At 61.4% G+C, this 23,075-nt stretch carries 13 protein-coding genes; 7 read left to right on the forward strand and 6 right to left on the reverse strand.

The annotated features are described in order from the left end of the window. Positions 1-82: 82 nt before the first annotated feature. The 4 genes from J3P86_RS14645 to J3P86_RS14660 all read right to left on the reverse strand — a co-directional run bounded on the left by J3P86_RS14645 (position 83) and on the right by J3P86_RS14660 (position 8,831). Entirely contained in the window at positions 83-4,336 is a 4,254-nt protein-coding gene (locus J3P86_RS14645; RefSeq protein WP_434698280.1) for a M10 family metallopeptidase C-terminal domain-containing protein, read from the reverse strand. A 98-nt stretch (positions 4,337-4,434) separates the two neighbouring features. After that, the gene (locus J3P86_RS14650; protein WP_434630676.1) at positions 4,435-5,775 is read right to left on the reverse strand and encodes a TolC family protein; all 1,341 of its coding nucleotides are present in this window, start codon (positions 5,773-5,775) and stop codon (positions 4,435-4,437) included. 1 nt (position 5,776) lies between these two features. Continuing rightward, the gene (locus J3P86_RS14655) at positions 5,777-7,096 is read right to left on the reverse strand and encodes an HlyD family type I secretion periplasmic adaptor subunit (RefSeq protein WP_434630673.1); all 1,320 of its coding nucleotides are present in this window, start codon (positions 7,094-7,096) and stop codon (positions 5,777-5,779) included. Further along, positions 7,083-8,831, reverse strand: coding sequence for a type I secretion system permease/ATPase (locus J3P86_RS14660; RefSeq protein ID WP_434630670.1), 1,749 nt, complete (start codon positions 8,829-8,831; stop codon positions 7,083-7,085). The genes J3P86_RS14655 and J3P86_RS14660 overlap by 14 nt, the downstream gene beginning before the upstream one ends. Before the next feature lie 395 nt (positions 8,832-9,226). Here J3P86_RS14660 and J3P86_RS14665 point away from each other — a divergent pair, with 395 nt between their 5' ends. From J3P86_RS14665 to J3P86_RS14695, 7 genes are all read left to right on the forward strand, one after another. Beyond that, positions 9,227-9,991: a substrate-binding periplasmic protein gene (locus J3P86_RS14665; protein WP_434630667.1), complete on the forward strand. Its 765-nt coding sequence runs from the start codon at positions 9,227-9,229 to the stop codon at positions 9,989-9,991. A gap of 162 nt (positions 9,992-10,153) precedes the next feature. Continuing rightward, positions 10,154-11,407 (forward strand): multidrug efflux RND transporter periplasmic adaptor subunit MexE, encoded by a 1,254-nt coding sequence (mexE, locus tag J3P86_RS14670; protein WP_305500743.1) that lies wholly within the window; start codon positions 10,154-10,156, stop codon positions 11,405-11,407. Positions 11,408-11,422: 15 nt separating this feature from the next. After that, entirely contained in the window at positions 11,423-14,602 is a 3,180-nt protein-coding gene (locus J3P86_RS14675; RefSeq protein WP_434600941.1) for an efflux RND transporter permease subunit, read from the forward strand. Beyond that, the gene (locus tag J3P86_RS14680; protein WP_434698281.1) at positions 14,599-16,023 is read left to right on the forward strand and encodes an efflux transporter outer membrane subunit; all 1,425 of its coding nucleotides are present in this window, start codon (positions 14,599-14,601) and stop codon (positions 16,021-16,023) included. The genes J3P86_RS14675 and J3P86_RS14680 overlap by 4 nt, the downstream gene beginning before the upstream one ends. A gap of 305 nt (positions 16,024-16,328) precedes the next feature. Beyond that, positions 16,329-17,384, forward strand: a complete 1,056-nt coding sequence (locus J3P86_RS14685; RefSeq protein ID WP_434698282.1) for a tetratricopeptide repeat protein — start codon at positions 16,329-16,331, stop codon at positions 17,382-17,384. A gap of 153 nt (positions 17,385-17,537) precedes the next feature. Further along, positions 17,538-19,040 (forward strand): ATPase domain-containing protein, encoded by a 1,503-nt coding sequence (locus J3P86_RS14690; RefSeq protein WP_434698283.1) that lies wholly within the window; start codon positions 17,538-17,540, stop codon positions 19,038-19,040. Further along, positions 19,037-20,707, forward strand: a complete 1,671-nt coding sequence (locus J3P86_RS14695; protein ID WP_434573904.1) for a response regulator — start codon at positions 19,037-19,039, stop codon at positions 20,705-20,707. Before J3P86_RS14690 ends, J3P86_RS14695 begins: the two co-directional genes overlap by 4 nt. A 727-nt stretch (positions 20,708-21,434) precedes the next feature. On the opposite strand, the gene J3P86_RS14700 is transcribed toward J3P86_RS14695, so the two are convergent. Together J3P86_RS14700 and J3P86_RS14705 are read right to left on the reverse strand one after the other, a co-directional pair. Next, entirely contained in the window at positions 21,435-21,812 is a 378-nt protein-coding gene (locus J3P86_RS14700; protein ID WP_434573902.1) for a response regulator, read from the reverse strand. Then, positions 21,805-23,070, reverse strand: a complete 1,266-nt coding sequence (locus J3P86_RS14705) for a hybrid sensor histidine kinase/response regulator (RefSeq protein ID WP_434630654.1) — start codon at positions 23,068-23,070, stop codon at positions 21,805-21,807. Before J3P86_RS14705 ends, J3P86_RS14700 begins: the two co-directional genes overlap by 8 nt. Between the last annotated feature and the right edge of the window lie 5 nt (positions 23,071-23,075).

Raw genomic sequence — 23,075 nt, forward strand, 5'->3', positions numbered from 1 at the left:
CAGGTGATGGCAGGGGGAGGACCGCAGGCTCGATGGAGAGGCATGCGCCCCTCCACCTCAGCCGTTTACTCTCGCGCTTGTATCAAGCCAGCAGATCGTTCGAGCTCAAGGAATTGACGCCTAGCAACTGAATCTCGAAATCCGCGTTCAGGTCGCCATTGACGTTGCCATAAAGCACGTGGTCGACGAAGCGTAATTGCCCGGCCCCGGTAAAATCAGCCGAGTCGATAAAGCTGAACGTATCGTTCAGCGGCGTCAGGAGACTGGCATCCAGTTTCGACAGGTCAATCTTGTCGCCCTGAAGACTGTTGAAGTCGAAGATACTGTCGCGAGTGCTACCTATGCCCAGCTCATTCAGCACGCTGAAAACAAAACGGTCAGCGCCATCTCCGCCGATGAGGACATCAGCGCCGGCTCCGCCATCAACGCTATCGTTGCCCGCCCCGCCATCCAGCACGTTGTTGCCTGCGTTGCCGATCAGCACGTTGCTCAGGTCATTGCCAGTAGCATTGACGGCCGCGGCCCCGGTGAGCGTGAGGTTTTCCAGGTTCGCCCCCAGGCTCCAGTCCACCGACGAGCGCACGGTGTCGACCTCACTGGCCAGGGTGCTGGTTTCACTGATGATGTCCTCAAGATCGTCCACCACGTAGGTGTCGCTGCCGGTGCCACCGATCAGGGTGTCGATACCGCCCACGCCATTGAGGACATCGTTGCCCGCCCCACCGTCCAGCACGTTGTTGCCCGCGTTGCCGATCAGCACGTTGCCCAGCGCATTGCCGGTGGCGTTGACGGCAGCAGTGCCGGTGAGCGTGAGGTTTTCCAGGTTCGTTCCCAGGCTCCAGTTCACCGACGAGCGCACGGTGTCGACTTCACTGGCCAGGGTGCCGGTTTCGCTGATGATGTCCGTCAGGTCGTCCACCACGTAGGTGTCGCTGCCGGTGCCACCGATCAGGGTGTCGATACCACCCACGCCATTGAGGACGTCGTTGCCCGCCCCACCGTCCAGCACGTTGTTGCCCGCGTTGCCGATCAGCACGTTGCCCAGCGCATTGCCGGTGGCGTTGATGGCCGCGGCGCCGATGAGCGTGAGGTTTTCCAGGTTCGTCCCCAGGCTCCAGTTCACCGACGAGCGCACGGTGTCGACTTCACTGGCCAGGGTGCTGGTTTCGCTGATGACATCGGCCAGATTGTCGACCACGTAAGTGTCGTTGCCGGTGCCACCGATCAGGGTGTCGATGCCGCTGCCACCGTCCAGCACGTTGCTGCCGGAATTGCCAGTCAGTACGTTGTTCAAGGCATTGCCAGTGGCGTTGACGGGCGCGACGCCGGTGAGTATGAGGTTTTCCAGGTTCGCCCCCAGGCTCCAGTTCATCGACGAGCGCACAGTGTCGACCTCACTGGCCAGGGTGCTGGTTTCACTGATGATGTCCTCAAGATCGTCCACCACGTAGGTGTCGCTGCCGGTGCCACCGATCAGGGTGTCGATACCGCCCACGCCATTGAGGACATCGTTGCCCGCTCCGCCGTCCAGCACGTTGTTGCCTGCGTTGCCGATCAGCACGTTGCCCAGCGCATTGCCGGTGGCATTGATGGCAGCCACGCCGGTGAGTGTGAGGTTTTCCAGGTTCGTTCCCAGGCTCCAGTTCACCGACGAGCGCACGGTGTCGACTTCACTGGCCAGGGTGCCGGTTTCGCTGATGATGTCCGTCAGGTCGTCCACCACGTAGGTGTCGCTGCCGGTGCCACCGATCAGGGTGTCGATACCACCCACGCCATTGAGGACGTCGTTGCCCGCCCCGCCATCCAGCACGTTGTTGCCCGCATTGCCGATCAGCACGTTGCCCAGCGCATTGCCGGTGGCGTTGATGGCCGCGGCGCCGATGAGCGTGAGGTTTTCCAGGTTCGTCCCCAGGCTCCAGTTCACCGACGAGCGCACGGTGTCGACTTCACTGGCCAGGGTGCTGGTTTCGCTGATGACATCGGCCAGATTGTCGACCACGTAAGTGTCGTTGCCGGTGCCACCGATCAGGGTGTCGATGCCGCTGCCACCGTCCAGCACGTTGCTGCCGGCATTGCCAGTCAGTATGTTGTTCAAGGCATTGCCAGTAGCGTTGACGGCCGCGGCCCCGATGAGCGTGAGGTTTTCCAGGTTCGCCCCCAGGCTCCAGTTCATCGACGAGCGCACGGTGTCGACCTCACTGGCCAGGGTGCTGGTTTCACTGATGATGTCCTCAAGATCGTCCACCACGTAGGTGTCGCTGCCGGTGCCACCGATCAGGGTGTCGATACCGCCCACGCCATTGAGGACATCGTTGCCCGCTCCGCCGTCCAGCACGTTGTTGCCTGCGTTACCGATCAGCACGTTGCCCAGCGCATTGCCGGTGGCGTTAACGGCAGCAACTCCGGTGAGCGTGAGGTTTTCCAGGTTCGTTCCCAGGCTCCAGTTCACCGACGAGCGCACGGTGTCGACTTCACTGGCCAGGGTGCCGGTTTCGCTGATGATGTCCTCAAGGTCGTCCACCACATAGGTGTCGCTGCCGGTGCCACCGATCAGGGTGTCGATACCGCCCACGCCATTGAGGACATCGTTGCCGGCCCCACCGTCCAGCACGTTGTTGCCCGCGTTACCGATCAGCACGTTGCCCAGCGCATTGCCGGTGGCGTTGATGGCCGCGGCGCCGATGAGCGTGAGGTTTTCCAGGTTCGCCCCCAGGCTCCAGTCCACCGACGAGCGCACGGTGTCGACCTCACTGGCCAGGGTGCTGGTTTCGCTGATGACATCGGCCAGATTGTCGACCACGTAAGTGTCGTTGCCGGTGCCACCGATCAGGGTGTCGATGCCGCTGCCACCGTCCAGCACGTTGCTGCCGGAATTGCCAGTCAGTACGTTGTTCAAGGCATTGCCAGTGGCGTTGACGGGCGCGACGCCGGTAAGCGTGAGGTTTTCCAGGTTCGCCCCCAGGCTCCAGTCCACCGACGAGCGCACGGTGTCGACCTCACTGGCCAGGGTGCTGGTTTCACTGATGATGTCTGTCAGGTCGTCCACCACGTAGGTGTCGCTGCCGGTGCCACCGATCAGGGTGTCGATACCGCCCACGCCATTGAGGACATCGTTGCCCGCCCCACCGTCCAGCACGTTGTTGCCCGCGTTGCCGATCAGCACGTTGCCCAGCGCATTGCCGGTGGCGTTGACGGCAGCAGTGCCGGTGAGCGTGAGGTTTTCCAGGTTCGTTCCCAGGCTCCAGTTCACCGACGAGCGCACGGTGTCGACTTCACTGGCCAGGGTACTGGTTTCACTGATGATGTCCTCAAGGTCGTCAACGAAGTAGGTATCGTTGCCCGCTCCGCCAGTCATCGTATCCTTGCCCGCCCGGCCATCCAGGGTATTACCCAGCGCATTGCCAATCAGCGTGTCATCGTAGGCTGAACCGACCGCATTCTCGATTTTTGCGCCATAGGCAATCGCCAACCCTTCGTTGAAGAGAGACAGTGTGTTGACGTTCAGGAACGCCTGGCCGATCTTGCTGAACGCGCCCTCATTCAGATTGATGCGTACCGCTGCCGCCTGATTACTCGCGTCGATGGTGTCATTGCCACCCGCATCCCAGATTGTCTCGAAAACCGACTGGCCAGCAGCCCAGCTATAGGTGTTATTCCCGGTCTGCCATTGGTTATTCGCCCCATAAAGGCTCTGTATGGCAGCGATGTCGAGCAGCATTGGCGTGGTCGGTTCATAGAGGTACGGGTCGTTGTAACTCATGACCGTGTAACGTACGTCGTCGAACTCGGTAGCAAGCACCGTGGGGTTGAAGCCGCTAGTGGAAAACGGATGTTTGAGGCCCAGCGCGTGCCCGATCTCATGCACAAAGGTCAAGTAGTCGTAGGAGCCTTTGACGGGCGCTGGATCATTCGTCGACGGGCCGATCCAGACATCACCGGCAGTAGGGCTGGTGCCAGGCATATAAGCCCAGGCGGCGACGCCGTCATCCATCCCTTGGTAACCACCAAATCGCAAGTCACCGACATCGCTGAAGGATTCGCCAACCTGCGTGAATTGAATGTTGGCAACCGAACTCCACGCACCCAGCGCGCTGACGACGCTGTTCTGCTGGGCCGGAGTCAGGACGTAGGTGGCCAGGTCCTCGTTGTTGTTGCTGTAATCGAAGGTGAAACGTGAATTATCGGTAATGAAGCTGTACGTCAATGAGGTAACGGGCATGCCATTGTTCGTTGAATTGCCTGACCAATAAGTGCCGTAAAGCAAACTATCGACTTGCGCATTGCCGGTCAGGCTGGCAGACGAAACAGATGAATAACCGAAAAATGGACTAGGCATGGGAGCTTCCTGTGGGCAATCTGCGGTCTATCCTGGATGCGACCGCTACAAAGGGATCATTTTGCATCAGAAACTGACGCATTAATATCATTTGGCCATTATTGTGCCGAACGGTCTGACCAAGGCGCAACCAGCCAGTCGTTGGCCTTGCGGATATCCTCGTCTGCCAATCTTCCACTCCAGCGATGCAGCACGAGCAGACTGGTCACGAAGCGGTATTGGGACTGATAGAAATCGCGTCGTGCACGAAACTCTTCCTGGATACTATCCAGCACGTCCACGGCATGCTTGACGCCGTAGTTGAAGGCTTTCTCGGTAGCTATTCTGGACTTTTCCGCGGACTCCAGGGCGCGTCGGGTCGCCTTGATACGGCTGAGTTCGGCCGTCATGCCCAGATAGGCAGTGCGAGTTTCCTTGATGACCTGGCGGCGCAAGGCCTCCAATTCCTGCTGGGCGACCTCCTTGTCGCTTTCCGAACTGGACACCCGCGCGCGGGTGGAGCCGCCACTGTAGAGAGGCACTTGCAAATCAAGGGAAGCGACCAGGTTATCCGTGCGGGGAGTCAAGGCACCTTCGTAGCCGATGTCACTACGTTGCGCCGTGAGATTCAGGCCCAGCCTGGGCAGATGACCGGCCCTGGCTTCACCAACAGCCGCCTCGGCTGCAAGGATACTGTGTTCGCGGGCATGCAGTGCCGGGTTGCTATCGAGCGCTGCATGCACCCAATAGTCCTGTGCTTGCGCCGGCAGGCTGAAGGCAGGATTCTCTGCGATGCGCTTGAACGGCTCATGGACATCACGCCCCACCAGCTCGGAAATAGCCTCACGACTGATCGCAACCTTGTTGCTGGCTTCGATCTCGTCTGCCTTGAGCGCATCCACGCGGGCCTCGAGATCAAGCCTGTCGGTTACCATCGCCATCTGGCGCGCATACAAGGCATTTATTCGCTTGAGGTTGCGCTCGGTTGCGTCCAGTTCACTGCGCACCAGGGACAGTTCATCCTCGGCCGCGAGAACGGCAAAGTAGCGTTCAGACAAATCGATACTGGCCTGCACCTGGGTGTCGTCGGATTCGTATTCACTCTGCCGGGCCAGCTCCACATATTTGCGGTAGCTGCGCCAGACCTGCGGATCGTAGATCACTTGGTTGAGCACCACGGCCATGCGCTTGCCGTTGTACTGGATGCGGCTGACATCATCGTCACGCCGGCTGCGATTGACGCTACCGCTGGCGTTGAGCTGCGGCAGCAGTTGGCCGAACGCGGCGCGCTCGTTGCCCTTCCCGCTGCGAATCAAGGCCTGTGCTCGCAGAACGCGTGGATCGGCGCCCTGCGCTTCCTGATGCAATTGCCACAGATCCACGTGGGAAGACGTTGGCACGCTGTCCGCAAGGGCGCCGAGCGGCGCGAGGATCGCGCACAGGATGATCAGAGATCTCATGTCAATCCTCGATCATCGAACGGGCGAAAGCATTGCTGGCAGGCTGCATCAGGTACTCCAACAACGTCCGCGCCCCTGTGTTGATCAGCACTTCGACCGGCATCCCCGGCACCAGGGCACGTTCGCCCAGCGCCTGGCGTCCCTTGTCGGTCAACGCTACACGCGCCAGGTAATAAGCCGTGCCGGTGTCCTGGTTGACCAGACGATCCGCCGATATCTGCACCAGTTGCCCTTCGATGACAGGCGTGGTGCTGCTCTTGAACGCGCTGAAGCGAATGTCCGCCAGCCTGCCCGGCGCGATACGGTCGATGTCCACGGTCGAAACCTGCGCCTCGACAATCAGCTCTTCATTGGCCGGGACAATGTCCAACAGGGCGGTCCCAGGGCTGACCACGGCGCCCAGGGTGTGCACGGTCATCCCTATGACCCGGCCTGACTCCGGGGCGAGGATGTCGGTGCGCTGGTCGCGATCCTGCAAGGTGGCCAGTCGTTCGCGCAACTCGTAGACCTTGCTTCGCGCTTCACCCAGCAAACCTGCCACTTCACTGGCGAAGGTTTTTTTCAGCTGGAGAATCTTCAGTTGCGCTTCGTCCGCATGGACGCGCGCTCGTGCGCTCTCCGACTGGCTTTCGGCTATTTCGGCCTGCAAGCGCGACAGGCTGCGCTCCTGCTCGCGCAGACGTTGTTTATCCACGTAGCCTTCGGCCAACAATGCACGCAGGTCGACAATCTCTTCTTCATAAGACGTGGCCAGCGCTTGCTTGCTGGCGACGATGGCCTTATAGCCTCGAATCTGCTCTTCGATCTGGCCGATGGACTTCTCCTGCAAGGCAATTTCGCCCTGCAGCGAGGTCCTTCGGGCCTGGAAGATCCGCGCTTCACTGTCGCGGGCTTCGTGAACGCGCGGGTCGGCGGGGTCGAGGGTGGACACGGCCAGCGGCTCCGGCAACGCGTCACGCTCCGCCACCAGTCGGGCTTCGAGTTCGAGCGCAGCAATCAATTGGCTGCGCATCGCCTCCATCTCCGAACGGGCCTGGGTATTGTCAAGCACCAGCAGCACATCGCCCGCTTTCACCAGGTCACCCTCACGCACACGTAGCTCGCGCACGATGCCGCCTTCAAGATGCTGCACAGTCTTGCGATAGCTTTTTACCGTGACCACACCCGGCGCGAGGGCTGCGCTGTCCAGCGGCGCCAGGGCCGCCCAGCCGCCAAACAGGCCAAAGGTGACCAGCAGCAAGGAGTAACCGATGCGCCGTACCGGCCTGTCATCTATGGCCAACCCGGCCACATCAACGGAAAACTGCTTACTGTTTTGCATAACGCTGCCCATCCGCATCCTGCGGCTCAATGGCTCCAGCCTGGCGAGCCGCAGGCGTAGCGCCCTGCAGCCGCGCCATGACACTGTCGCGAGGCCCGAACAGGCTCCTTTCGCCATGGTTGAGAACCAGTAATTTATCCACCTGGGCCAATATCCCGGATCGATGGGTAATGACAAACACCGTGGCCCGGCTCTGCCTGAGCTTTCGCAGCGCCTCGGCGAGCATTTTTTCTCCGGCGTCGTCCAGGTTGGAATTCGGTTCATCGAGCACTACCAGGCGCGGTTCGCCGTACAAGGCGCGGGCCAGCCCGACACGCTGGCGCTGCCCGCCGGACAGTCCACCGCCGTTGGCACCAATCAGCGTGTCGTAGCCATCGGGCAATTGCAGCACCATCTCATGCACCCCGGCCATGCGTGCGGCGGCGACCACCGCAGAAGCGTCCATCGGGCCGAAACGCGAAATGTTCTGGCTGATGGTGCCTTCGAACAGTTCGATGTCCTGCGGCAAGTAACCGATATACGCACCCAGCTCCTCCCGGCGCCATTGGCTGATGTCCGCGCCGTCCAGGCGCACGGTGCCGGTCAGACTTGGCCAGATTCCCAGCAACGCCCTGGCCAGCGTCGATTTGCCTGCCCCACTGGGGCCAATGATGCCCACTGCTTCTCCAGGAGCTACGTTGAAGTCCAGGCCACGGATAATCGGTTTACGACTGCCCGGAGAACCGACCGAAAGGCCCTCGACGCGGACCGCGCCCTCCGGCGCAGGCAGTGACATGCGCTCCGGATCCGCGGCGTGCCTGGCCAGCAACTCATGCAGTCGTGCGTATTGCGAGCGTGCGCCCAGGAAGTTTTTCCACACACCAATCAACTGGTCGATGGGGGCCAGCGCGCGGCCCAGCAAAATGGAGCCGGCGATCATCAGTCCGGGCGTGATTTCATGATTGATTGTCAAGTAAGCGCCCAGGCCCAACACCAGCGATTGCACAATCTGGCGGAACGTCCTGGATATCGCCGCAACGGTCGTGGCGCGGTCGCTGGCCAGGCTTTGCAGGGATAACACTGTATGGACCCGCCTGCTCCAGTGTTCGCGAAGGCTGGCAAGCATGCCCATCGACTCGACCACCTCGGCATTGCGCAAGCTTTTGTTGGTAAAAGCGGTGGCGGCCATCTGCTCGCGATTGGCATCCTGCAGCGGCACTTGCGTGAGCTTTTCGTTGACGAAGGCCAGCGCCCCCAGCAGGACCGCGCTCAACAACCCCATCCAACCGTACCAGGGATGGAAGATGAACATGACGGCCAGATAGATTGGAATCCATGGCGTATCGAAAAACGCAAAGAGACCGTTGCCGGTCAGGAACTGGCGCAACGCGTTCAGGTCGCTCAATGGCTGTGCTGTGGCGTCCATGCCGCTGGTATTGAGTGCCTGCCTGAAACTGGCGTCGAACAGACGCTGCCCCAGCAGCGTGTCGAGGCGCGTGCTGATTCGTACCATGATCCGCGAACGAACCCATTCCAGGCCGCCCATCGTGCTCATCAACAGCAACATGATCAGCGTCAGCATCAACAGGGTGGACAGGCTGGCGCTGGCTACCGCGCGGTCATACACCTGCAACATGTAGAACGAGGGGACCAACATCAGCAAATTGACGAAAAAACTGAAAAAGGCCACGGAAAGAAAGCTGCCCTTGCATGCGGCAAGCGCGCCTTCCAACTCGGTCCGGGTGTGGGCTGACATGGTTCATTCCCTGAGGTCCGCTTATGTTCAAACCTGCGAGGATCGTAGGGAGTACAGATACACGAACGCCTTCAAAAACAGTCGCAGGACAGGTCGCAAAGGCCTGCGCGACAAAGATTATGTGCGCTGTATCGGCAAACACGAGCAGTTCTGTAGGGAAACTTTTCAGCTGCAACAACCGGCTATTAATTACGAGCCCGCAGGCTTTCGTCGGCAGGATGATCTATACCTACAGGTGTACGCACCCGGGCTACACGACAATAAAGACATGCCCGGGAAGCACGGCCGAACCGCCAGGGAAACACCGCCCTCCCCGGCACTGGCCTGAACGATAATGTACCCTGCGCCGCGCATGTAGAATGGCGGCCCTTTTTTCAATGCCTGAAGTATCGACCATGAGCCGGATCCCACGCGTATTGAATGGTCGTCCCAAGGCACTCTGGCGGCTCTGCTTTTCGCTTTTGTCATTGGTTATCCTTCATGCGCACGGTGAGCCACAAGTCATCGAGCTGCACATCCCGGACGCACCGCCGCTGACGTTCATCAACGACCCCAGGGGGTACGGCATCGTCGGTGACGTCGCGGTGCAGGCGATTACCCGGGCCGGGTATACGCCAAAGATCCACCTGCTGCCTTGGGCAAGGGCACAAAAACATGTCAGCGAAGAACACGACTACCTGATAGCTCCCTTGTCGCGCATTCCTGTGCGCGAGGATCGCTTCAGCTGGATCGCTTCGATCATGCCCATGGAGCGCGCCTTCTTCAGCCTCGACCGGCAGGTCACCAGTTTCGCCCAGGCGAAAGCAACCTACCGCAAGATCGGCGTCGGCCTGGGCAGTGCACAGGAGGACATCCTGCGCGCCGAAGGCTTCAGCGACGAACAGATCTACCCGCTGGCCATCGGTGACAACCCTGCCCAGATGCTGCTGATGGGACGTATCGATGCCTGGTTCAACGGTGTTCCGGAGAGTCGCTATATCTGGCCGAAGGTGTCCAGGCGCAAACTGCTGATGAGCCCGGTTGGCAGCAGCGCCGACCTCTATCTGGCGTGTTCCAGGCGCTGCTCCGAAAAAATCGTCGAAGACTTGCGTGGGGCCGTCGAGGCGCTGCGCAAGGACGGCACGATCAAGCGGATACGTGAGGTATATCTGCCTGACTGAATGGCCGGCTGGCACCGATCCACTGCACAGTTGCCGTATGCCATGGCTCATCAATGGCTTATATCATTCCGAATGATAGTTACCTTTGCTTCATTCGATTCGTTCCTTTCAGCCTTGCCACGCATCATCCGCCCATCTCAATACACTTGGCGGATGCTATCCATGGAACATTCACTTTCTAAATTGCGCTTTCCCCTGGCACTGTTGGCAGTGCTGGTGATCAGCGCGTGCGGCAAGACCCCCGACACGGCAGCTTCGATGCCGGCGGCCAAAGTCAGTGTGGCCAAGGTACTGGAGCAACCCGTCAACGAATGGGACGAGTTCACCGGGCGCCTCGAAGCGCCGGAAACCGTCGAGATCCGCCCGCGGGTTTCCGGGCAGATCGATGAAGTGGCCTTCACCGAAGGCGCGCTGGTCAAGAAAGGCGACCTGCTGTTCCAGATCGACCCGCGCCCGTTCCAGGCTGAAGTGCGTCGTCTCGAAGCCCAACTGGCCCAGGCTCGCGCCACCGCGACCCGCAGCGAGAACGAGGCCCAGCGCGGCGAACGCCTGCGCTTGAGCAATGCGATTTCCGCCGAACTGGCGGATTCGCGCACCACCGCAGCCCAGGAAGCCCGCGCCGCCGTGGCCGGCATCCAGGCGCAACTGGACCTGGCCAAGCTGAACCTCAGCTTCACCCGGGTCACCTCGCCCATCAACGGCCGTGTCAGCCGGGCGGAAATCACCGCCGGCAACCTGGTGACCGCCGACGTCACGCCGCTGACCAGCGTGGTCTCCACCGACAAGGTCTACGCCTATTTCGACGCCGACGAGCGCGTCTTCCTCAAGTACACCCAACTCGCCCGCCAGGGCCAGCGCGGCCAGGCCACGCCGGTCTACATGGGCCTGTCCAACGAGGAAGGCAACCCGCACCTGGGCCAGATGAACTTCGTCGACAACCAGGTCAACCCGCAGACCGGCACCATCCGTGGCCGCGCGGTGTTCGACAACAAGGACGGCGCCTACACCCCTGGCCTGTACGCCCGACTGAAACTGGTGGGCAGCGGCACCTACTCCGCCGTACTGATCAACGACGAAGCCGTCGGCACCGACCTGGGCAAGAAATTCGTGCTGGTGATGGACGCCGACAACAAGCCGGCGTACCGCGCCGTCGAGCTGGGGCCGAAGATCGAAGGCCTGCGTATCGTGCGCAACGGCCTGAGCAAGGACGACACCATTATCGTCAAGGGACTGCAACGGGCCCGTCCGGGTTCGCCGGTCACGCCTGAAACCGTGCCGATGGCCAGCGAGCAGACACTCGCCGCCCTGGCACAACAACGTAAAGCGCTCGAAGCCAGCAATCTGCCCCAGGTCGCGCCCAACAAGGCAGCGTCCGGCTCCGCAGGCAAACTGGCTTCTGCGTCCCCACGCGGCTAAGGGACTGAACTCAAGATGAAATTTTCCCAGTTCTTCATTTCGCGGCCGATCTTCGCAGCGGTGCTCTCGCTGCTGATCCTGATCGCCGGTGCGATCTCGCTGTTCCAGCTGCCGATCAGCGAATACCCCGAAGTCGTGCCGCCGACCGTGGTCGTGCGCGCCAACTTCCCCGGTGCCAACCCCAAGGTCATCGGTGAAACCGTAGCCGCGCCTTTGGAACAAGCCATCACCGGTGTCGAGAACATGCTCTACATGTCCTCGCAGTCCACCGCCGACGGCAAGATCACCCTGACCATCACCTTCGCCCTGGGCACCGACCTGGACAACGCCCAAGTGCAGGTACAGAACCGCGTCACCCGCACCGAGCCCAAGTTGCCGGAGGAAGTGACCCGGATCGGCATCACGGTGGACAAGGCGTCGCCCGACCTGACGATGGTCGTGCACTTGACCTCGCCGGACAAACGCTACGACATGCTTTATCTGTCCAACTACGCCTTGCTCAACATCAAGGATGAGCTGGCGCGCCTCGGCGGCGTCGGTGATGTGCAGTTGTTCGGCATGGGCGACTATTCGCTGCGGGTCTGGCTGGATCCGAACAAGACTGCGTCGCGCAACCTGACCGCTACCGACGTTGTCACGGCGATCCGCGAGCAGAACCGCCAGGTTGCCGCCGGTGCCCTGGGCGCGCCTCCAGCGCCGAATGCCCAGGCGTTCCAACTCTCGGTCAACACCCAGGGGCGCCTGGTCAGCGAGGAAGAGTTCGAGAACATCATCATCCGTTCCGGCGCCAATGGTGAAATCACTCGCCTGAAAGACATCGCACGGGTGGAGCTGGGCTCCAGCCAATACGCCCTGCGTTCGCTGCTCGACAACCAGCCGGCGGTGGCGATCCCGATCTTCCAGCGCCCGGGTTCCAATGCCATCCAGATTTCCAACGATGTGCGCGAGAAAATGGATGAGCTGAAAAAAGGCTTCCCGGCCGGCATGGACTACAGCATCGTCTATGACCCGACGATCTTCGTGCGCGGCTCCATCGAAGCGGTGGTGCATACCCTGTTCGAAGCGCTGATCCTCGTGGTGCTGGTGGTGATCCTGTTCCTGCAGACCTGGCGCGCCTCGATCATCCCGCTGGTGGCAGTGCCGGTGTCGCTGATCGGTACATTCGCGGTCATGCACCTGTTCGGCTTCTCACTCAATGCGCTGTCGCTGTTCGGGCTGGTACTGGCCATCGGTATCGTCGTGGATGACGCCATCGTGGTGGTGGAGAACGTCGAACGAAACATCGGCCTCGGGCTCACGCCGGTGGAAGCCACCAAGCGCGCCATGGGCGAAGTGACCGGGCCGATCATCGCCACGGCACTCGTACTGTGTGCGGTATTCGTTCCCGCCGCCTTCATCAGCGGCTTGACCGGGCAGTTCTACAAACAGTTTGCCTTGACCATTGCCATCTCGACGGTGATCTCGGCGTTCAACTCGCTGACCCTGTCGCCAGCCCTGGCCGCGGTATTGCTCAAGAGCCATGACGCGCCCAAGGACCGTTTCTCGCGGCTCCTCGACAAGATCTTCGGCGGCTGGCTGTTCCGTCCGTTCAACCGCTTCTTCGACCGCGCCAGCCACGGTTACGTGGGCACCGTCGGCCGCGTGATCCGCAGCAGCGGCATTGCCCTGATCGTTTACGCTGGCTTGATGGTGCTGACCTTCTTCGGTTTCTCCAACACGCCAACCGGTTTCGTGCCTGGCCAGGACAAGCAATACCTGGTGGCCTTCGCGCAACTGCCCGACGCCGCGAGCCTGGACCGCACCGAAGACGTGATCAAGCGCATGTCCGAAATGGCCCTCAAGCAGCCGGGCGTTGAAAGCGCGGTGGCCTTCCCGGGCCTGTCGATCAACGGCTTCACCAACAGCCCGAACGCCGGCATCGTCTTCGTGACCCTCAAGCCTTTTGATGAGCGCAAGGACGCGAGTATGTCGGCCGGTGCCATCGCTGGTGCGTTGAACGGCCAGTATTCGGAGATCCAGGAAGCCTACATGGCGATCTTCCCGCCGCCGCCGGTACAGGGCCTGGGCACGATCGGTGGTTTCCGCCTGCAAATCGAAGACCGGGGCAACCTGGGCTACGACGAGCTGTACAAAGAAACGATGAACATCATCACCAAGAGCCACAACGTGCCGGAACTGGCCGGGTTGTTCACCAGCTACACGGTGAACGTGCCTCAGGTCGATGCCGCCATCGATCGTGAAAAAGCCAAGACCCACGGCGTAGCCGTCAGCGACATCTTCGACACCCTGCAGATCTACCTGGGTTCGCTGTATGCCAACGACTTCAACCGCTTCGGCCGTACCTACCAGGTCAACGTCCAGGCCGAGCAACAGTTCCGCCTCGAGTCGGACCAGATCGGCCAGCTCAAGGTGCGCAACAACCGTGGCGAGATGATCCCGCTGGCGACCTTCATCAAGGTCAGCGACACCTCGGGGCCGGACCGCGTGATGCACTACAACGGCTTCATCACCGCTGAAATCAACGGTGCCGCCGCCCCGGGCTACAGCTCCGGCCAGGCTGAAAAAGCCATCGAGAAACTGCTCAAGGACGAATTGCCCAACGGCATGACGTACGAGTGGACCGACCTGACGTACCAGCAGATTCTTTCGGGCAACACCGCGTTGTTCGTGTTCCCGCTCTGCGTATTGCTGGCGTTCCTGGTGCTCGCGGCCCAATACGAAAGCTGGAGCCTGCCTCTGGCGGTGATCCTGATCGTACCGATGACGCTGCTGTCGGCGATTACCGGGGTGATTCTCTCCGGTGGCGACAACAACATCTTCACCCAGATCGGCTTGATCGTACTGGTCGGACTGGCCTGCAAGAACGCGATTCTGATCGTCGAGTTCGCCAAGGATAAACAGCTCGAAGGCATGACCCCGCTGGCTGCGGTACTGGAAGCTTGCCGCCTGCGTCTGCGGCCGATCCTGATGACCTCCTTCGCCTTCATCATGGGCGTGGTGCCCCTGGTGCTCTCCAGCGGCGCCGGTGCGGAAATGCGCCACGCCATGGGTGTCGCGGTGTTCTCGGGCATGCTTGGGGTGACCTTCTTCGGCCTGCTGCTGACCCCGGTGTTCTACGTATTGATCCGTAACTTCGTCGAGCGCAGCGAGGCCCGCAAAGCGGCCCGGGCCTTGAAACTGGAGGCGCAACAATGAGTTTGAAAGCGTTCCTGCCGAGCTTGCTGGTCCTGGCGTTAAGCGCCTGCGCCGTGGGCCCGGACTACCAGGCACCGAAAACGGAGGCGGCCAACATCACCGCCGCCACCGACGGCGCCGCCGGCCAGAAGAACTTCGACCGCGCGCGGTTCGAAGGTATCTGGTGGCAGCAGTTCGACGACCCGACCCTCAACGCGTTGGTGACTCGCTCCCTGGACGGCAACCGCGAGTTGCGCGTGGCCTTCGCCCGCCTGCGGGCCGCCCGGGCGATTCGCGACGACGCCAGCAATGATGCAATGCCGACCATCACCAGCCGCGCCAGCAGCGAACTGGGCAAAGGCCAGAACCCGATGGGGCAGACCGACGACCGGGTCAACTCCGAGCGTTATGACCTGGGCCTGGACATGGCCTGGGAACTGGACCTGTTCGGCCGCATCCAGCGCAACCTGGAAGCGACCGATGCCGACCAGCAGGCCGCCGAGGCCGATCTCTATCAGTTGCAGGTGAGCATGATCGCCGAACTCGTGGATGCCTACGGCCAGCTGCGCGGCGCCCAACTGCGTGAAAAAATCGCCCTGGCCAACCTGCAGAACCAGCAGGAGTCACGCAAGATCACCGAAAGCCTGCGTGATGCCGGCGTCGGCGATCAGCTCGACGTGGTGCGTGCCGATGCGCGCCTGGCCGCGGTGGAAGCCAGCGTGCCGCAACTGCAAGCCGAACAGGCGCGCCAGCGCAACCGCATCGCGACATTGCTGGGCGAGCGTCCGGACAAGCTGAGCGTGGACCTGAGCCCTAAACAGCTGCCGGCGATTGCCAAGGCCCTGCCGATTGGCGACCCCGGGCAACTGCTGCAACGCCGTCCGGATGTCCTGAGTGCCGAGCGTCAACTGGCAGCTGCCACGGCGCGCATCGGCGTGGCCAAGGCCGACCTGTTCCCAAGGGTCAGCCTCAGCGGCTTCCTCGGCTTCACCGCCGGGCGTGGCTCGCAGATCGGTTCCTCGGCGGCCAATGCCTGGGCGCTGGGTCCAAGCATTACCTGGGCCGCGTTCGACCTGGGCAGTGTGCGAGCGCGCTTGCGCGGTGCCAGCGCCGAGGCTGATGGCGCCCTGGCGAACTATGAACAGCAGGTGCTGCTGGCCCTGGAAGAGTCGGAAAACGCCTTCAGCGATTACGGCAAACGCCAACAGCGGCTGATCTCGCTGATCCGCCAGAGCGAATCGAGCCGCGCGGCCGCCGACCTGGCCGAGATTCGCTACCGTGAAGGCACCGAGGACTTCCTCGTGCTGCTCGACGCCCAGCGTGAACGCCTCGCTGCCGAGGACAGCCAGGCCCAGGCCGAAGTGGACCTGTATCGCGGCATCGTCGCGATCTACAAGGCCCTGGGCGGCGGCTGGCAACCGGAAACCGTCGCCAGCAACTGAGCCCTCCCCAACCGAGCTCCTTTGGTTGGCCGCAACCAACCAATCCCTTTGCCCCGCGTCTCATTCGGTCGCGGGGCTTTTTTTGGCTGTCGCCAGTCTTGCTCCCTTGGGAGGTTCAACTGTTCTAGTGTGGGAGCGAGCTTGCTCGCGATAGCGGTGTGTCAGTCAATATCCATGTCACTGCCCCACCGCCATCGCGAGCAAGCTCGCTCCCACAGGTCCTTCACCGCTATTCAGGTTTGACTCAAGCCCGGACCTGACCGAAGCTTGCGACACTTCACGCTTTCTGGTTACGGATTACCTGAATGTCCTCGTCTCGCCGCTATCTGCTCCTCAGCCTCGCCGTCGTCCTGGTCATCGGTCTCGTCGCGATATGGCTACGCAGCACCACGCCGCAAATCCCCGAAGCAATCAAGCGTGGTTACAGTGAGGCCCTGGACAACGCCCGCAACGGCCAGCCCGGCGCGGCGCGGATGCTTTACCAGCAACTCGGACGCCCGGACCTCTCGCCCAAGCGCCGCGTACGCTTGCACGCCGAGCTGCCCAACTACCCGAGCCCCCAGGCACTGAAACTGGCACAAGCGGACTTGCAGAGCGAATCGCCGCAGGTGCGCCGCGCGGCCATCGACAGCATCGTCGGGCTGGTACCGAACGCCCAGCGCAGCCTGTTGCTCGGCCCACTCCTGGACGATAACGAGCCGGACGTCCGGTTCGCCGCGGTGAATGCCTTGCTGGGGCTTTCGCCGGATGAACTGGGCCTGTACTTCGGCGCGATGCAGATCGCCGCCGACACCTGGAAGCAAGTGCTCAACGACGCTCCACCCACCACCGAGTCCCTGTATCAGCTTGCCCGGCTGTACCTGCATAACGCTGATCTGGAAAAAGCCCAGCAGGCGCTGGAGCAGGCCCTGCGCCTGCAGCCGGACAACCTGCCGGCGCTGGTCATGCAGGTCGATGTGCTGGACCGACAAGGCCAGGCCGAAGCTGCACGACAACTGCTCGCCCGGCAGTTGCAGACCCAGCCGGCATCGGCTTATCTGCAACATGCGCTGGGCATGTGGCTGCTCCAGCACGGGCAGACCGAATACGCCGTGCTTGGCCTGGCCAAGGCGGTGGAGCTTGAGCCTGAGAACCGGCACTACCGCTATGACCTGGCGACCACTTTGCATGCCGAGCAGGAGGTGGAAGCCGCGCAGAAACAGCTCCAGGAAATTGTCCAGCGCTACCCTGCCGACCGCAAGGCGCGGGTATTGCTGATCAATTATTGGAAGGAGACCGGTCAGTTGCAGCATGTCCAGGTTTTATTGGCCCAACTGGAACAACTGAACCCCGACGACCCGGCGATACAACAAGGCCTGTAGGCCCATTCGCGCGGGTGGAAAGTTGTGCAGCAGTGCGCGTTTTGTCAAAGGAAGCGGAACCGCCATCACTGCCAAAGGTCAAGTGTTCAGGCAGTTCATTTTCAGGCGATACCCCGCCTGCTGCCCACTTCCCTAGTCATGAGAGGGTTATTTTTGATTACATCTAACGAGTCGATCAGCGCAAAAGCCGCCACCGGGATCGAAGGGCTGGACGATGTCCTTTCCGGTGGTTTGTCCCTGGGTCACGTGTTTCTCCTGGAGGGAGAGCCGGGTACCGGTAAAACCACGGTCGCGTTGCATTTCCTGATGGCCGGCGCCAAGGCCGGCGAACGCTCGTTGTATATCACGCTGTCGGAAACCGAGCGTGAATTGCGTCAGGGCGCGGCCTCCCATGGATGGACGCTCGATGAGAGCATCCACATCTTCGAGCTGACCCCGCCCGAGAGCCTGCTCAACGCCGATCAGCAGCAGAGCCTGCTGTATTCCTCCGACCTGGAACTGGGGGAAGCGACCCGGCAGATCTTCGAAGTGGTGGAGCGCATCAAGCCGACCCGGGTCGTGCTGGACAGTCTTTCGGAGATTCGCCTGCTGGCGCAGAGCTCTCTGCGCTACCGTCGGCAGATCCTCGCGATCAAACACTACTTCGTGCGTTATGACGCCACGGTCCTGCTCCTGGATGACCTGACCACTGAATCCCTGGACAAGACCGTGCACAGCGTGGCCCACGGCGTCATTCGCCTCGAGGAACTGACCCCCAACTACGGTGCCGAACGGCGCCGGCTGCGGGTGGTCAAGTATCGCGGGCAGAAATACCGTGGCGGTTACCACGATTTCACCATCATGAGCGACGGCCTGCACGTCTTCCCTCGCCTGGTGGCCGCCGAGCATCGCGGCCAGTACCTGCGTCAGCAGCTGTCCAGCGGCATCGGCGAAATGGACGCCCTGTTGGGCGGTGGCATCGAGACCGGCTCCAGCACGCTGATTCTCGGTCCGGCCGGTACCGGCAAATCGCTGATCTCGTTGATCTTTGCTGCAGCTGCCGTACGCCGCGGAGAAAAAGCCGCGCTGTTCATCTTCGACGAAGAGCTGGGGCTGCTGTTCGAGCGCATGAAAAACATCGGCATCGATCTGCACGAATTGCAAAAAACCGGCAATCTGCTGATCGAGCAGGTCGATGCCGCGGAGCTGTCTCCGGGTGAGTTTTCCCATCGTGTGCGGCGTTGCGTCAGTGACGGCAATATCAAGACCGTGGTGATCGACAGCATCAACGGCTACCAGGCCGCCATGCCGGAAGAAAACGCCCTGGTCTTGCATATGCATGAGCTGTTGCTCTACCTCAACCGCAAAGGCGCGGCGACCTTCATGACCGTCGCGCAACACGGGCTGGTGGGCGACATGCAGGCGCCAGTGGACATTACCTACCTCGCCGACACCGTCATCCTGCTGCGTTACTTCGAAGCGCTGGGCAAGGTTCGCCGGGCGGTTTCCGTTATCAAGAAGCGCACCGGCGCCCATGAGTCGACTATCCGTGAATATCGCATCAGCAAGCTGGGCATGACCATCGGCCAACCGCTGGAAGCGTTCCAGGGCGTGTTGCGTGGCGTACCGACCTATATGGGTGCGGACAACCCATTGCTTGAGGATGGCACTCCGTGACGTCGGCCGAGCCACTGTCCGAGCGGGCGCTGATTCTCGCGCCGCTCGGACGGGACAGCCAGATTGCCCTGATGATTCTCAAGGAAGCCGGTTTCAACGGCCTCGTTTGCAGTCATCTGGGCCATTTATGCGAAGAATTGGGGCAAGGCGCAGGCCTTTTGGTGATTTCATCGGAAGCCCTGGTCGGGCCGGATCTGGAGACCCTGTTCCAGCACATCGAACAGCAGCCGGCCTGGTCCGACTTGCCGATTGTCCTGCTGACTCATCACGGTGGCCCGGAGCAGAACCCGGTGGCACGCATCGGCGTGCAGCTGGGCAACGTGACGTTCCTGGAGCGTCCGTTCCATCCGGTGACGCTCGTCAGCCTGGTGACCACCGCGTTGCGCGGACGCCGCAGGCAATACGAAGCGCGGGACCGGCTGATCGACCTGAGCAACAGCGAGCTGCGCCTGCAAACGACCCTCGAAACCCTGGAACAACAGGTCGAGGAGCGCACCGCCCAGCTGCGTCATAACGAAGAAGCCCTGCGCCAGTCGCAGAAAATGGAAGCAGTCGGCCAATTGACCGGCGGCATCGCCCATGACTTCAACAACATGCTCACCGGCATCATCGGCAGCCTCGAACTGCTGCGCCGACGCCTGGCGCGCGGCCGCACCGAAGACCTGGACAGCCTGATCGACCTGGGCGTGACCTCGGCCAACCGCGCGGCAGGCCTGACGCATCGGCTGCTGGCCTTTTCCCGGCGGCAATCGCTGGACTCCAAGGCTGTGCAAATGAACACGCTCGTATTATCCATGGGCGAGTTGCTGCAGCGCAGCCTCAACGAGAGTATCCGCCTGGAGATGCAACTGGACGAGCAGCTCTGGATCGCCGAAGCCGACCCCAATCAACTGGAAAGCGCCCTGCTCAACCTGGTACTCAACGCCCGCGATGCCATGCCCGGTGGCGGCAAACTGCTGGTGCAGACGTTCAATCGTTACCTGGACACCGGCTTCACCGACGCCTACACCAACCTGGAGCCCGGGGACTACGTGGTGTTAAGCGTGCAGGATAGCGGATGCGGCATGCCGGAATCGGTGATGCACCGTGCGTTCGATCCTTTCTTCACGACCAAGCCGATCGGCCAGGGCACCGGCCTGGGTCTTTCGATGATCTATGGCTTCAGCAAGCAGTCCCGTGGCCACGTGACCATCGACAGCGAGGTCGACAAAGGCACCACCGTAAACCTTTATCTGCCGCGCTTTGTGGGCGAGGAGATACACGAACCGGCCGTCGCCACCCAGCAGGCGCCTTATGCGCAGGATGGCGAAACCGTGCTCATCGTCGAAGATGATGCGGCGGTGCGGGTGTTGGTCAGCGCAGTGCTGAGCGAGTTGGGCTACGCCTTCGTCGAGGCCGGAGACGCAAACGCGGCGATGCCGATCCTGCAATCGAACCAGCGCATCGACCTGTTGATCAGCGATGTGGGCCTGCCCGGCATGAATGGGCGGCAACTGGCCGAAATCGGCCGGCAGATCCGCCCCGATCTGAAAGTGCTGTTCATCACCGGTTACGCCGAACACGCGGCGGTGCGCGGTGGTTTCCTCGACCCAGGCATGCAGATGATCACCAAGCCGTTCACGTTTGATCTGTTGACGGCGAAGGTGCGGGAGATGATCAAGGTTTGACACTTCCGTTCAGCCAGCGTGATTAACGGGGCGCCGAATCAACGCCTCCAGCCAGGCTGGCGATTCTTACGGCTGTACGTCGATCAATTGTGGGAGAGAGCCTGCTCGCGAAGACTGAGTGTCAGTCAATGCAGATGTCGGATGGGCTGGCCCCTTCGCGAGCAAGCTCGCTCCCACAGGGCTTGCTGTGTGCCGTGAGGCCTATGTCTGCCCAAAATCCAATGTGGGAGCGAGCCTGCTCGCGAAGACTGAGTGTCAGTCAATGCAGATGTCGGATGGGCTGGCCCCTTCGCGAGCAAGCTCGCTCCCACAGGGATTAGAGTGTGCCGTGAGGCCTGTGTCTGTCGAAGGTCCAATGTGGGAGCGAGCTTGCTCGCGATAGCGGTGGGTCAGCTACGCAAATGCTTGCATGTGCCCGCTGCTGCTCTTGCTCTTGCTGTGCTTTTGATCTTGATCTCAGCGCCCCGTTAACCACGCTGGCCGAACGCAGGCATTGTGCAGTGGGCATCCCGGCATGGATGCCGGGATAGCCGCGCTGGGCCAGGGACGGCCCTTCGCGGCGGGCCCACGGAGCAATGCCGGAGTGAGGGCATGCCGAGCCTTGGCGAGGCACCGAGTGGTGGGGCAAAGCCTTTTTGGTTACTTTTATGGCGTCCGGTGCGTGTCAATGTACCTGTCGCCTCACGTCAGCTTCAACTACCCATTGAAGCCCAAACAACCGGCTGAACTACGACAACATCCCCTGCATGATCTTCTGCAACACATCCAGATCAAACGGCTTGTCCAGAATCGGCGCCTTGCGCGTGATGGGGCTATCGGTCTCGCGCACTTCCTGAGCATACCCACTGATAAAGATGACCTTCAGGTCCGGACGCAACCTCACCGCAGGCTCAGCGATCTGCACCCCGGAAATCCCCCCCGGCAGACGGAAGTCGGTAATCATCATGTCCAGGTGAGGCTTGCTCGCCAGAATCTCGAACGCCTGCTCGCCGTTTTCAGCCTGGAGCACCCGGTACCCTTCGCCAGACAGGTAGGCCGACAGCACCATCAGGATCGACGGATCATCCTCGACAATCAGTACAACGTCTTGCGCATCTTCACTCATGAGAAGCCTTTGTTGGATCAATAGCTGCTGATACGACCTTGGGGCCACTCAGAGGTTGCGTCCGTTCGCCAGTTTTCTGAAAAGGCAGACAAACGCGAAACAACGCCCCTTCGTTGAGGCGGCTATTGACCGTGATGATACCGCCATGGGCGGTGACAATCTGCTCGGAGATGAACAAGCCCAGCCCCAGGCCAGCGGTGGCGGCCTTGGACGATACCCGCTCGAACTGCTGGAAGATGCGTTTCTGGTTCTCTTCGCTGATGCCGATACCGTGATCCTGCACTTCGATGCAGGCGTGGTCGGGCGTCTGGTAGACGCGCACTTCGATCGGGCTCTTGCTGCCATAACGCAACGCATTGGTCAGCAGGTTCGAGACCACCTGCTCGATGCGAAACTCATCCCAGTGCCCTTCCACCATAGGCTCGGCGGTACAATTCACCGAGCATTCGGCAGCGGCGATCTGCGGCTGGAAGTTGCGCAGCAGGTTCTCCACCAGCGCCGTCAGGTTGAAGCGGGTCGGACGGATGGACAACTTCCCGGTGCGAATCCGGGACACGTCCAGCATGTCCTCGATCAAGCGGATCAGGCTCTTGATCTGGCGCTCATCGCGTTCAACCATCGCCTTGATCTTGTCCAGGGTGAACGCCGAGGCGTTGTCGCGCGCCAAGTGCATCTTGCGCAACTGCGTTTCCAGGATCAGGCCGTTAAGCGGCGTACGAACCTCATGGGCGACGATCGACATGAAATCATCCCGCATGCGCACCGCCTGCTCGAGCTCGCCACGGGTGGCTTGCAACTGCTGGAGCAATTGCTCCTGCTCCCGGCGACTCTGCTCGAGAGCGAGCACCTGTTCCTTCATCGCCTTGCGCTGGCGATAGAGCTCGACGAACACGCTGACCTTGCTTTTGACCGCGTGGGTGTCCAGCGGCTTGTGCAGGAAATCCACCGCGCCGCTTTCATAGCCGGTGAATGCATAGTTGCGCTCGCGGCCGGCGGCGCTGACAAAAATGATCGGGATGCTGCGGGTCTTTTCCGTGCCGCGCATCAGCTCGGCCAGTTCGAATCCGTTCATGCCCGGCATCTGCACATCAATGATTGCCAGGGCAAAGTCGTGTTGCAAAAGCAGCGAGAGCGCTTCATCCGCCGACAAGGCCTTGAAGACCTCGCGGTCTTCGCGCTTGATCAGCGCTTCCAGGGCCAACAGATTCTCAGGCAGATCGTCGACGATCAGCAGTTTGGCTTGAATATCTCTTGGCATGTGGT

It is taken from the genome of Pseudomonas sp. D1-1 (assembly GCF_051132225.1).
In the GTDB taxonomy this organism is placed as follows: Bacteria; Pseudomonadota; Gammaproteobacteria; order Pseudomonadales; family Pseudomonadaceae; genus Aquipseudomonas.